This is a genomic window from Microbulbifer variabilis, from assembly GCF_052468405.1.
This window is the reverse complement of sequence record NZ_CP174343.1, coordinates 4,101,986-4,114,616: the sequence shown is the minus strand read 5'-3', so window position 1 is coordinate 4,114,616 and position 12,631 is coordinate 4,101,986. Positions and strand designations below refer to the sequence as shown.

At 53.1% G+C, this 12,631-nt stretch carries 13 protein-coding genes; 3 read left to right on the top strand and 10 right to left on the bottom strand.

The genetic code is table 11. The features are described from left to right. Positions 1–61: 61 nt before the first annotated feature. On the top strand, positions 62–940 hold the full coding sequence (locus ACJJJB_RS18650; RefSeq protein WP_020413996.1) for an outer membrane beta-barrel protein: 879 nt from the start codon (positions 62–64) through the stop codon (positions 938–940). A 151-nt stretch (positions 941–1,091) separates the two neighbouring features. Here the strand turns inward: ACJJJB_RS18650 and ACJJJB_RS18645 are convergent, their stop codons facing one another. Beyond that, positions 1,092–3,008: an ATP-binding cassette domain-containing protein gene (locus ACJJJB_RS18645; RefSeq protein WP_353375885.1), complete on the bottom strand. Its 1,917-nt coding sequence runs from the start codon at positions 3,006–3,008 to the stop codon at positions 1,092–1,094. A gap of 109 nt (positions 3,009–3,117) precedes the next feature. On the opposite strand from ACJJJB_RS18645, the gene ACJJJB_RS18640 reads away from it, so the two are divergent. Next, entirely contained in the window at positions 3,118–3,633 is a 516-nt protein-coding gene (locus tag ACJJJB_RS18640; protein WP_445365299.1) for a TIGR02444 family protein, read from the top strand. A 155-nt stretch (positions 3,634–3,788) separates the two neighbouring features. Here ACJJJB_RS18640 and ACJJJB_RS18635 read toward each other — a convergent pair whose 3' ends face one another. Further along, positions 3,789–4,709, bottom strand: coding sequence for a hypothetical protein (locus ACJJJB_RS18635; RefSeq protein ID WP_020414000.1), 921 nt, complete (start codon positions 4,707–4,709; stop codon positions 3,789–3,791). A 456-nt stretch (positions 4,710–5,165) separates the two neighbouring features. Between ACJJJB_RS18635 and bamJ the strand changes: the two genes are divergently transcribed. Further along, complete coding sequence (gene bamJ, locus ACJJJB_RS18630) at positions 5,166–5,957, top strand: FKBP-type peptidyl-prolyl cis-trans isomerase (protein WP_353375887.1); 792 nt, start codon at positions 5,166–5,168, stop codon at positions 5,955–5,957. Between the two features lie 184 nt (positions 5,958–6,141). Here the strand turns inward: bamJ and ACJJJB_RS18625 are convergent, their stop codons facing one another. From ACJJJB_RS18625 to ACJJJB_RS18590, 8 genes are all read right to left on the bottom strand, one after another. After that, positions 6,142–6,609 carry an Rsd/AlgQ family anti-sigma factor gene (locus ACJJJB_RS18625; RefSeq protein WP_020414002.1) on the bottom strand — a complete coding sequence of 156 codons (468 nt, stop codon included), beginning with the start codon at positions 6,607–6,609 and terminating at the stop codon, positions 6,142–6,144. 170 nt (positions 6,610–6,779) lie between these two features. Next, positions 6,780–7,472, bottom strand: coding sequence for an LrgB family protein (locus tag ACJJJB_RS18620; RefSeq protein WP_282952099.1), 693 nt, complete (start codon positions 7,470–7,472; stop codon positions 6,780–6,782). After that, positions 7,466–7,849, bottom strand: a complete 384-nt coding sequence (locus ACJJJB_RS18615; RefSeq protein WP_157533537.1) for a CidA/LrgA family protein — start codon at positions 7,847–7,849, stop codon at positions 7,466–7,468. The genes ACJJJB_RS18620 and ACJJJB_RS18615 overlap by 7 nt, the downstream gene beginning before the upstream one ends. Before the next feature lie 35 nt (positions 7,850–7,884). Next, positions 7,885–8,376 (bottom strand): disulfide bond formation protein B, encoded by a 492-nt coding sequence (locus ACJJJB_RS18610; protein WP_020414005.1) that lies wholly within the window; start codon positions 8,374–8,376, stop codon positions 7,885–7,887. Then, the gene (locus tag ACJJJB_RS18605) at positions 8,373–8,975 is read right to left on the bottom strand and encodes an acyl carrier protein phosphodiesterase (RefSeq protein WP_020414006.1); all 603 of its coding nucleotides are present in this window, start codon (positions 8,973–8,975) and stop codon (positions 8,373–8,375) included. The genes ACJJJB_RS18610 and ACJJJB_RS18605 overlap by 4 nt, the downstream gene beginning before the upstream one ends. A gap of 49 nt (positions 8,976–9,024) precedes the next feature. Further along, entirely contained in the window at positions 9,025–10,608 is a 1,584-nt protein-coding gene (gshA, locus tag ACJJJB_RS18600) for a glutamate--cysteine ligase (protein ID WP_353375889.1), read from the bottom strand. An 80-nt stretch (positions 10,609–10,688) separates the two neighbouring features. After that, on the bottom strand, positions 10,689–11,120 hold the full coding sequence (locus tag ACJJJB_RS18595; protein ID WP_282952101.1) for a hypothetical protein: 432 nt from the start codon (positions 11,118–11,120) through the stop codon (positions 10,689–10,691). Between the two features lie 122 nt (positions 11,121–11,242). Further along, positions 11,243–12,496, bottom strand: coding sequence for a malic enzyme-like NAD(P)-binding protein (locus ACJJJB_RS18590; RefSeq protein ID WP_020414009.1), 1,254 nt, complete (start codon positions 12,494–12,496; stop codon positions 11,243–11,245). Positions 12,497–12,631 lie beyond the last annotated feature (135 nt).

The window sequence follows — 12,631 nt, the reverse complement described above, 5'->3', positions numbered from 1 at the left end:
AAGTACCCATTCGAATAAAAGCCTTGGGGGGTTGGTTCGAAAAGGAATTTCGGTGTCTCTAATGAGAAAGCGTCTCTCGCTTCTTTCAATTTTGTATGGCGTTTTATTTTCTCTTCTTTTTACAAGTTCAGGGGCCTCTGCTGATTTTGTTGGCACACTGAATCTCTACGCCAATGGTGGTAAACATTGGTTTAACAGTGACCGACTAAATGGGACACCCTTTCATGGATTAAAACTGCGGGACACCACTGGTGGCGGTGGCGGCCTGGGATTCAATATGACCAACTACTGGGCCATGGAGGGAGTGGTTGATTACTTTGTAGTGAATGTAGATGAAATTCCTGAAAAGGTTGAAGTATACAATTACCATTTGGATCTGCTTTATCAATTTGGTGGCCAGTTCTGCGGCGACTTTTGCTGGCAACCCTACGTAGCTTTCGGGATTGGCGAAATTCGTATTAACTACGATGATGCACCAAAAAAACATTACAGGGATAAAGACGGCAAGTATCGGTATGACTGTGAGTACAAACGTAAATACCCTTATACGCACCTCTACCCAAAGTACGTTTGCAATTGGCATGATAGCCAGACTATGGTCAATCTGGGTATTGGAGTGAAGTACAGTCTGGGGCCTCGTTGGCAGGCACGTGCTGATATACGTCTTTTTCAAGGGGTGGAAGAAGGTGGCCTAGATGGTTTTGCTAGTGTCGCAGTAGGCTATCAGTGGCTTGAGTACCCGGATTTTTGGTATGACGAGGATGCCGATAGTGTGATTGATGCAACAGACCAATGTCCACAGACACCAGTTGGTGTGGATGTGGGGCCTGACGGTTGTCCTATCGACTCAGACTTTGATGGTGTACCTACCTATATAGACCAGTGTCCGAATACACCGATTGGTATTGCGGTGGATGAATACGGTTGTATCCGCAGCTAAAAACTGGCGGTTTCCACTTTTTTGGAAAACCGCCTTACGCGGTGCCATCCAGATAAGGGATGCCCGTGATGTAACATTGTGATGGCGGTTTCAGGTACATCATCCGGGCAAAGTGCCCTTCTAAGGCTGTAAGAATAGGTGGGTAGAGGTGTTACTCTCCACGCAACTCTTCCACCTGTTCAGAAATTTCAAGCCACTCCATTTCCAGGGTATCAAGAATTTCGCGCTGCTCTGACTGCACTTTATTGAGGCGGGAGATTTCCTCCTGCTGGCCGCCGCTATACAGATTTTCGTCTGCAAGCTTTTCCTGAGCCTGGTTCAGTTTCTTCTCTGCTGTAGAGATTTGCCGTTCAATCGTTTTCAGCTTATTGGTAAGAGGCTTTAGCTGTTCTCGTAGCGCGGCAGCGGCGCGGCGCTGTGTTCTTTTGTCTTCAGCAGACCTCTCGGGAATTTCGTTATTATCGGTGAATTTCTCGTCGCGCCGTTTATCCCGGTTAAAGCTCAGCAACCACTGTTTGTAGTCATCGAGATCACCGCTAAAGGGTTCAGCGCGGCCATTGGCAACCAGAATAAACTCATCGGTAGTATTGGCAAGCAGATGACGATCATGGGAAACCAGAACCATCGCACCGGGAAACTCCGCAAGTGCCATGGTTAAAGCGTGGCGCATCTCTAGATCGAGGTGGTTGGTGGGCTCGTCGAGCAATAGCAGATTGGGTTTCTGCCAAGCCAGGATAGCCAACGCCAGGCGCGCCTTCTCGCCGCCGGAAAAACCAGCGACGGTTTCAAAAACCCGATCTCCGACAAAGCCATAGCCACCTAGGAAATCCCGCAGTGATTGTTCACTGGCATTTGGGCTTAAGCGTTGCAGGTGTAATAGTGGCGAGGCGGCTCCGTCGAGGGCTTCCAGCTGGTGCTGGGCAAAGTAGCCAATTGCCAGGTGTTCTCCACTTTGGCGCTCGCCACTCAGTGGCGGCAGCTCCCCGGCGAGGGTTTTGATCAGTGAAGATTTACCTGCGCCGTTGGGACCAAGCAGGCCAATGCGGCGACCGGGCTGGATACCCAGTTGTACCTTGCTCACCACTACCTTGTCGGCATAGCCGATATCCGCTTCGCGCAGATCGATCAGCGGGTTGGAGGTTTTCTCTGCGGAAGGCAGGGTGAAGTGAAAGGGGGAGTCCACATGGGCTGGGGCAATCCGGGCCATGCGATCGAGTGCCTTAATGCGACTCTGTGCCTGTTTGGCCTTGCTCGCTTTGGCGCGGAAACGCCGCACAAAGTCTTCCATGTGCGCACGTTCGGCCTGCTGCTTTTCGAACTGGATTTGTTGCTGTGCCAGGCGCTCTGCGCGTGTGCGCTCGAAGGCGCTGTAATTACCGCTATAGAGCACCAGTTTTTGCTGCTCAAAACTGACAATGCCATCGACGACCGCATCGAGAAAATCGCGGTCGTGGGAAATAATCAGCAGGGTACCGGGAAAGCGCTGTAACCACTGCTCCAGCCACAGGGTTGCATCTAGGTCCAGGTGGTTGGTGGGCTCGTCGAGCAACATCAGATCAGCGGGGCACATCAGCGCCCGCCCCAGGTTGAGGCGAATACGCCAGCCCCCGGAAAAGCTGCGTACTGGCTGCTGTTGATCTGCGTGGGAAAATCCCAGTCCATCGAGCAGCTGTGCGGCGCGCGCTGGCCCGCTGTAGCCATCGATACTGGCCATACGCTCGTGCAGCTCTCCCAGCTTATGGCCATCGGTATCATCACTATTTTCCGCCTGGGCCAATTGTCTTTGCAGTTGGCGAAGCTCTTGATCGCCATCGAGAACATAATCAAGGGCGGATTGTTCACTGGCTTCAACTTCCTGGGCCATATGCGAGATACGCCAGGTGCTCGGTAGGTCTACCTGACCTGCATCGCTTTCCAGCTGGCCGAGTAAAAGCTTAAATAAGGTTGACTTGCCGCAGCCATTCGCACCGATAATTCCCACTTTGTGGCCGGGAAATATACGGCAATCTGCGCTGTCCAACAGGTCACGTTCACCCCGATGCAGGGAGACACCTTGCAAATTGATCACTGGAAAAACCTCATATGAACAGGCCGATGGGTGCTAGGCTATTCGACGTATTTGAATTCAATCGCCGCCTCTACATAAGCGCCGATCAACAAAAGGTCGGGATTCTAACGTGACAAATAGTTCACCTCCATCTTCTGCTCAGGAAAACCCTCTGTGGCAGTTCAGCTTGGAATTTTACCGCCATGAAGAGGTGGAGGAATTCCTACTCAGTTGCCAGGATAAAAAAGGTGCGGATGTGTGCTTGATGCTGTGGGCGAGCTATGCCACTGCCTGTGGTCATCAGCTGAGTGAAGAGGGTTGGCGTGTTGCGGATCGTGGCCTGGCGCCGAGGCGTAGGATAATCACGAGTGTTCGTCACCTGCGACGCTTGCTGGGGCGCTTTCGCCCCCACAGCCTGCGGATTTATGATTTATTTAAACGCTATGAGCTGAATCTTGAGCGCTTGCAGTTAGCAGCTCTTTGGAAAATCTACGTTGAGGAGTGGCCGGGGGATCGTCCTGCCCTGGAGCTGGCTGGGCAGCAGTATGGTCTGCTACAAAAAGAGCAGGCCTACTGGTCAGAGTTGATAGAGAGTTTTATGACACAATCGAGAAGTCTGGGTAAGACAAAAACCAACAGTCCATAAGCGCCGGGCTTAACAGGGACCTGTTTGTGGGATGAACTCACATGACCTGTCTGGAGAACGGAGTCGCATAAGGCAAAAATCTGCTAAGTTTGCGCCCTTGCCGCCAATCGAGAGCGTTGGTCGGCTGGGCGCAGTAAATCAATTGCCTGAAGCCCTCACTCGCTGCTACGGTTTTCCGAGGAGAACAGGCTGTTGGCGGGAGTGGTTGGTGTAATAGTTGGGTTAGGAGGTGTGGACTCCACCGGCTTCTTCTCTTCGGTAGCTACAAAGGCTTTTGCTTCCTTTGGAGCTTTTTCTACGGTAACGGAGTCACCGCCTTTTGCCTGCACAGGCTTTTCAGATCTAGGCTTAGCCGCAACAGAAGCTTTTGCTGTTGAAGCAGCTTTGGCTGAGGTTGCTTTTTTGCTGGCGGGCTTTGTCGCTTTGTGAGTAGTGCTGACTTTAGCGGGTTTGGCAGCGGCTTTCTTCGCAGTGGAATTTGTAGCTTTTGCAGTGCTTTTGCGTACGCTGGCCTTTTTCGTAGCAACTTTCTTTTCAGTAGCTTTTTTAGCTCCTGGTTTTTTGCTCGTTTTAGTACCAGCTGCTTTCACAGCTTTAGTGGCAGTTTTTGCTGTAGCCTTTTTAGCTCCAGCAGTTTTTTTAACTACTGGAGCCTTCTTAGCTTTGGGTTGCTTCTTAGCGAGCTCTTTTTCTGTTCTGGCTGCGATTTTGCGCACAGCTTCTGCAGCTTTAAGCTCGGCTTTAGCCAGGGATTGACTATCTTTGGCCTCCGCTGCCGAACTCTTAGCCAATTGGAATACTTCATTGAGTTTTTCCACATTGGCTTTGGCGGTATCGACTCGTTTTCGTGCAGCGGCGGTCTTGGCCGTTTTAGCCGCGGCGCGGGCTTCGCTAAGCTTGGTTTTGGCCTTGGCCAGTTTTTCCTTTGCCGAAGTCAGAGCTTTTCCGGCTTTTAATACCGCCTTGCCGGCATCGGTGACTTTTTTATTGCGGGCTTTATCCAGTTTTGCAGAGAGCTTGGAAATTTGTGCTTCCAGCTCTGCGACCGGATTGACAGCTTTTCGTTTGGCAGCCATGAGTAAATGTCCTGACGTTTATTATCGATTGGCACTTCCGGGTGGTGCACTAGCCTTGCCTTAAATACGATCGATACCGCTGAAGAAGAGACGCGCGCACTGCAATATTGCCCCAAAACTGAAAAGCACCTCAAACAGTCCAGAACAATAACCGGTGACTCGTCGATAATAGCGCTGTTTTTAATAAAAATGTATGCCGAGTGCGGTGAAAAAAGCGCGGGTTGCGTTTTTTTATGGAAGAGACCGGAACTGGCATAGGGAATGTGGTGTCCTGCACAGTGTGAAAGTCATCGGTATGCACTGGCTGTCGCCTTGGGTTAGACTTGAGCGCACTGGCGGATAGCGTGCGCCTGGCGGCTGGAGGCCGCAACAGCATTGCCCGAGAAACCGCTGATGGCGTTGGACCAAGGTCAAGCGCGAATCCATAAACGCAATACGGACAAAGAGACAACATCCATGAATAAATACCCTTTGGCTGCAGCAATTGCCCTTGGCCTGGCGCTGACCGGCTGTAACGAACAGGGATCCAAGCAGGAAAAAGAAGTTACCCTGGATACCCAGGAGAAGAAGGTCAGCTATATCATTGCTGAAGATATGGCCAAGCGTCTTCAAGCCCAGGACGTGAAGCTGGACCCTCAGGTGGTGTTGATGGCACTCAATGATGTTGCCAGTGACCATGAATCGCGTCTGACAGACGAAGATAAGCAACAGACCATTGCTGCTTTCCAGGAGCAGATGCAGAAGAAGCAGCAGGAAATGCTGGCCAAGCAGGAACAGGAGTTTAAGGAAACTGCTGATAAAAACCTGACTGAAGGAAAGGCGTTCCTCGAAGAGAATGCGAAAAAGGAAGGTGTGATTACCACTGATTCAGGCCTGCAGTACAAAGTGATTACTGAAGGTTCCGGCAGCAAGCCTTCCGCCAGCAGCACTGTTGAAGTCGACTACAAAGGTACCTTGATTAACGGTGAGGAGTTTGACAGCTCCTACGCCCGTGGTGAGCCGGTACAGTTTCCGGTAAACGGCGTTATCAAAGGTTGGACTGAAGCCCTGCAACTAATGAAGGAAGGTTCCAAGTGGGAACTTTATATTCCTTCTGAATTGGCATATGGCCCCGGTGGTGCCGGTGGCAAAATCGGCCCGAACGCGACCCTGATTTTTGAAGTGGAGTTGCACAAGGCCAATGTTGGTGGTGAAGAAGAGACCAAGAAAAAAGAAGAAGAAAAGAAGGAAGAGCCAAAGCCTGAATAATCTGACTTTTTAGACTTTACTGAAAAAGGGTGCCTAAAGGGCGCCCTTTTTTATTTTTTGGTAGGAAGCTTTTGAGCGCTAGTAAACCGCTTTCGAATAACCAATAGAAAATTGTAAATACATTTAGTTTCACAGTAACAGGAGTTAAATTGCGAACTATAAGAGCGGTTTTTTATTGCTGCTTTCAGACAATCTGGTTTTTATGTGCGGTATGCAGCAGGGCGATCATCTTGTCTTCGGAGCTAAATCGAGTTTCCAACGCCTCCCCGAGTTCGGATAGATCCGGGGCCAGGCTGGAGAGATCATCTGTCTCTAAGTACTTATCATTGAAATCGACGGCGATGTCTGTCGTTGTATCGATATCTTTGTACAGCTCACAGGCTTTTTTAAGTCCCGACTTGTCATCGAATGCCTGGCCCTCTCGCATTAATTGCTCATAGACTTCAAAGTGACCTGCCGAGACATAATCCACCAACAGCTGGCACAACTGGCGCACACGATCCTCAGTTTCAGGGTCGTCTTCACTGAACTCTTTTTTTTCAGAGAGATGATAGAAGCTCACCAGCAAATTTTGCCGCGACTGTAACCAGCGGTCGATTATTTCGCTTACACCACCCCAGCGCTCCCGCGCCGATTTGCAATTTTCCAGCATCTCCAATATGTCCCTTTGTTACTGTTGCCGCAGTGGCCAGCTTTATTGCCGATGTCGAAGACTTTATGGAAGATAGGAGATTCCCCCGCCGGCAGCAAGATAGAGGGAGTAAACTACGCCAAAATACTGTGACAGATGTGCGAATTCGATTATGGGGAATTGAAAGCTGTTCAGCTACTGATAATCAGCGGCAGGACCAGTGCAGTCAGCGCGCCGCAGAGTCCCATGGCAAGGGCAGAGCAGGCGCCACAAAGGGCACTGATTTCGAAAGCGCGAGCGGTGCCTACGGCATGGGCGTTTATACCTAGAACCACCCCGAGGATACGCTTATCGCGAATACCAAGCAGAGTTAGTAACGGTGGTCCGGCCAGGGCACCAACCACTCCAGTGAGGACTACGATGCCCGCGGTGAGGCTCAATGCTGCGTGGATTTTTTCGGCCAAAGCCAGGGCAATCGGGGTAGTGACAGATTTGCCGCTGAGAGCCAGTAATACGGATTCCCCGGCGCCAAATAAAAGGGCGATTATGATAGCGACAACCGGTGCCAGGACTGCCCCTACGGCAATCGTTACCAGCAGTGGCCAGCCGGCCCGGCGAATCACTGCCAGGTTCTGTTTCAGTGGCACTGCCAGGGCCACTACTGCTGGACCGAGTAGTGCGTAGAGCAGTGTACTGGAGTGCTGATAATCGCTGTAGGGAACATTCAAGGTATGGAGCAGCGCCGCTACTATCAGGCTGGCGGTCACTATTGGGTGCAATAGTACTGTACCGCTGCGGCGGTAAAAGTACACGCCGATACAGAAAGCCACCAGACTCAGCGGTAAGGCAAACAGAGAGCTGTGCAGCCAGTTAGCCACTACCATTTACTACCGGCCTTGTTTAATAGCCTCTGCAGTAGCATGGCGCACAGGACTAGGCTGATTAGGGTGCCGATTACAACCGCAGCGATCAGCGCAAGCCAGTCTGCGGGGGCAAGGTCACGTAGAAAAAAGACGCCCACTGCAGCGGGCAGGAAAAGTAGTGGCAACAGGAAGAGCAGCTGGGCACTGATTTGGGCGAGGCCACGTGGTATGCCTCCATTCACCATCAACCCAAATAGTAGCAGTAGCATACCTACCACCGCGCCGGGAACAGGAAGTGCGAGCATTGTGCTGGCAAGTGTGCCGAGGCGTTCACAACCAAACAGAATGGCGGTGCCAATCAGCCAGTGAAATATGTTGCTCAGGGCGGGTGGAGTCATTTTGGAGTGCGGCCCGGTGGAGCCGCCATTTTTTATCAAGCTTTGCGGAATGCCTGCCAGGCACCGAATAGGACCAGGCCGCCAAAGCCGATCGCGGACCAGCCGGGAATACTCAGGCCCATCATTGTCCACTGGACTTCTGCACAGTTACCGTCACCACTCAAAAGTGCCTTGAGAACATCGGCCATGGGAAAAACTTCCAGCATGTAACTCACGCTGGGACCACAGGCGGGCACCTGGTCTTCGGGTAGGCTCTGCAACCATAACTGGCGGCCGGCAAAGTAAAGTCCGCCCAGGGCCCAGATGGATACCAGCAGACCGTAGACGCGCCTGCCTATGGTGGCCGGGTTGTGCAGGAAGGCAATCAGGGAAACCACTCCCACACCGAGCAGCATTACCCTTTGGGTAATACAGAGCTTGCAGGGCTCCAGGCCGCGAACGTATTCCAAGTAGAACGCAGAGCCCAGCAGGAAGGCAACCATTAGGAAAACAATCAGAAAAGTGATGCGTGGGTTGGGTAAGGTCATGATTTATCAGATCCTGAATAATGCTGCCGAAACCGGGAGGCTTCGAGATTCAAGTCGGTCAGTAGTTTATTGAAATTGTGTTCCAGCTTTTCCCGCCCGGCGATCAGCTCGGGCAGCATTTCCTGTAGGGCCACCGGGCGGCGCAAGCGCTGCCCAACCCGCTCCAAAGTGAGGGCTACCACTTGCTCTTCGCGGTAGCTCTGCAGCAGTTTAAACTGCTCAGCACGCGCCATAAACGCTTTGGCTTGCGGCGGAATATACGCGCTGTCGCTGCGAAAGTCTCTCCAGCATTCGGTACAGAACTCTTCCAGGTTCTGTGGGTGCCATGTGTGCCAATTTTGTGCCAGCAGGTGATCGAACCAAATATCCAGCGCAATACCGGCATAGCGGCGCCACCTGGGGTCCAGGCTTGCCAGGGCGTCGCGGTAGGCGGTATGTTCATCCGTACTCGCATCAATCCGCCGGTGCAACTTGATGCCGGCCTCAATGGCTGCGGGCCTTTCGCCAACCAGTGGCCCTTTGACAAAGTCACCCAGGAGTCCACCCAGGCGCCAGCGCGCTTCGGGGCCGGACAGCAACAGGTGTGCGAGGTAGTTCATACTATCGATCCGTTCGAGCCCGCACACCCGGTCAGACGCCGGTGGCCGACTAGTCCTGACAACAAATATATTGTGCGTAGTAGTGGCTGAGGAACTCCTCAAAAGAGCCTTTATCTCCCGCTTCCACCTGCTTTTGCCTGAGCAGCGATTCCTCAGCTTGACGGGAGAAGTCCCGGACTGAATCGCTGTCGAGAGGGCGCTCGAGAAAGTAGTGTCGATGCTGCTCGGCTTTTTCCATGGCCCATTGGTAGAAGCTCAGTTTCTGCGCATCCATTTCGGCTAAGATCTGCTGCGCAGGAGTGGGGATTTCCCCCTTCACTTTTGCACGCTGAACGCCAACGGCACAGCGGTACTGGTCGCCACCCCAAGCACTGTCGAGCAGCTCAGCAACGGAGTTCATCTCCCCCAAAAGCTGAGAAGCCCAGTCTTCGAGTTTGCGCTCGCCATTGCCGGAGCGCAGCAACAGGCCTGGCTCGTTGCCGCGATAGACAATGCGCTGCTGGTTTTCCTGGGTAGCGCGATAGTCGGTATCGTTGGTTTTGGGGCTTTCTGTGAGCAGGCAGTGAAGCAGGAAGCTGTCGAGGAAACGCATCTGCTGGGCATCAATACCCAGAGGCATAAACGGGTTTAGATCGAGGCAGCGGACCTCGACATACTCGACCCCGCGATTGTTCAGAGCAGCCAGGGCTGTCTCACCGCGCTTGGCCGGGTTTTTGGGCCTAATGGGCGAATAGAATTCATTTTCGATCTGCAGTATGCCGGTAGACAGCTGTTGGTAATTTTCATCGCCATCTTTCACTCCCATCTCCTGATAGGGGCCGTAGGGACGACTGATGGCAGAACATAATGTTGAGAGGTAGCTGCGCAGGTTGTTGTAGCAAACGATCAGGGATTGCTGCACATCACTGTTGTAGCCCAGGTCGCCCATACGCAGTGAGGTGGCATGGGGGACGTGTAAAGTATGGCTATCGCCGTTAAACGCCTCAAGCTTGTGTTCACGCCCTTCCACAAAAGACGAGCACACAGCTGGCGCTGCGCCAAACAGATAAATCAACAGCCAGTAATTGCGGCGGAAATTACGGATCAAATCAAAGTAGCGACGGGTCTTGAATTCACTCAAGGACTCGCTGCTGCCCTCGAGCTCGTGCAACCACAGCCAGAAATCATCGGGCAGAGAAAAGTTGTAATGGATACCGGCGATCGTCTGCATGGCGCGGCCGTAGCGTAGGCCAAGACCGAGCCGATAAATAGTTTTCATGGCACCGCTATGGGAATTGCCGTAACGGGCTACCGGGATATCATTATCGGTACCGATTACACAGGGCATGCTGTTGACCCACAGGCGCTCATCGCCGATCTGGCTATAGGTGTAGCGGTGGATACGGTCGAGTATCCGCAACGCCTCCTCGGGGGTGGCTACCGGCGGTGTGATAAATTCCAGCAGCGCCTCGGAAAAATCGGTAGTGATACTCTCGTGGGTGAGGGCTGAGCCCAGTGTTTGCGCATGGGGGGTTGCCGCCAAGGTACCGTCACTGGCAACCCGCAAGCTCTCTTTCTCGAGTCCACGGCGTATGCCCTTGAGTAATTGCACAGGTTTGGCCTGAGACAGGGCGGCCAGATGGGGAATAGGCACTCGAATCTCCTTGGTACTACCGGAACTTTCTCTTGCGTCGCTGGATAGAGCGACTGTGCCGGTTCAGTGAGAGTTACCGCTCAAGCGGCTGACTCTGATTCCGATGTTTTCTCGCTGGGATGAGCGGGCGTTTCTTCTGGGGGTTGCTCAGGTACAACCTCGGGAGCCGGTTCCGGGGATACCTCCGGCTCTGCCTGGGGCTCCAGCTCAGGAGGTTCCTGCGCAGGCATTTCCTCTGGCGTGTTCGGCTCAATTTCCGGGTCACCCTGCAGAGTAGAAATGTCGGCAAGGGCCTCTTCTGGTACTAGCGGTTGTCCCTTGTTATTCAGCTCACATTGCAGCAATTCGATGCGCAGGCTGACATCACGTGTGTTGGCTTCGAACATCTGATTGATGGCGACGTCTTTGTGTTCGCTGCGAAACAGTTTATTGGGCTCACGGCCATCCAGCCATTCACCACTTTTGCTCAGGAACTGCTGGTGCTGATTGGCCAGCACATACACATGACTCATTATGTTGGGCAACTTTGATGCTGTGACAGAAAGGCAGTTTAGCGACGGGTGCTGTATGGCTCAAGGAGTCCGTGAGAGCGAACGCGGCAAACGCCCGCTCCCACGGGGTGAGGTGGGGATGGCTATACAGATTTCAGCGGGTAGTGCTCGGGGTAAGGCAGGCGAGCACAGCCACTATCCACTGCCGCGCGGGCTACTGCAGCAGCGACCTCGGGCAGCAGGCGCGGGTCTGTGGGCTTGGGCAAAATATAGTTGTAGCCAAAGCTTAGTTCTATACCACCGTAGCCTTCACGAACTGAGTCGGGAACGGGCAGGTGGGCAATTTTGCGGATGGCTTCGATTGCCGCGAGTTTCATCTCTTCATTGATCCGTGCCGCACGTACATCCAGAGCGCCGCGGAAAATAAAGGGGAAGCACAGCACATTATTGACCTGATTTGGATAGTCCGAACGCCCGGTAGCCATAATCAGGTCTTCGCGCACACTGTGGGCCAGCTCCGGCTTGATTTCCGGGTTGGGGTTGGAGCAGGCAAAGACTACCGGCCTAGGTGCCATTCGTTGCAGCTGCTCGGCAGATAGCAGGTCTGGTCCGGATACGCCGAGGAACACATCCGCGTCGGCTATGGCATCGTCGAGGGTGCGCATATCGGTATCCCGTGCCCACTCGCCTTTGTAGGCGTTGATATCGGTGCGCCCGGAGTGGATTACCCCACGGCTGTCGAGCATGGTGATTTGCTCTTTGCGCGCACCGGCAGCCAACATTAGCTTGCAGCAGGCGGTGGCAGCTGCGCCAGCGCCCAGGCATACCATGCGCACTTCGCTAATTTTTTTACCCTGGATTTCCAGTGCATTGAGCATTCCCGCTACAGTCACAATAGCTGTGCCGTGTTGGTCGTCGTGGAATACCGGTACCGGGCAGCGCTCTATCAGTGCCTCTTCAATATGGAAGCACTCCGGCGCCTTTATATCCTCAAGGTTGATGCCGCCAAAGGTATTGGCGATAGCGGCAACAGTCTGGATAAATTGCTCCGGGCTATTGACGTCCACCTCGATATCCACCGAATTGATATCGGCGAAGCGCTTGAACAGAAGTGATTTCCCCTCCATAACGGGCTTGGAAGCCAATGGCCCCAGATTGCCGAGGCCGAGAATGGCGCTGCCATTAGAAATAACAGCTACCAAGTTGCCCTTACCAGTGTATTGATAAGCGGCCTCTGGGTCTTTGGCTATCTCGCGTACCGGTTCGGCTACCCCTGGGCTATAGGCCAGGGACAGGTCCTCTTGGGTTTCGGCGGCAGTAGTCAGCTCAACTGAAAGTTTGCCGGGAGTGGGGAGCGCGTGGTAATCGAGCGCTGCCTGGCGCAATGAATCCGTCATTTGGGGGCTATTCTCTCGAAAACTTGGGATAAACTTGCGGTGCTATCCCGGTTACTGCGGGTGCCAGAGAATAACCGAGGGGCACTTGTAGCCACAAGCTTAAGGGAAGGCTGAAACTAGTACTTCTTACTATTT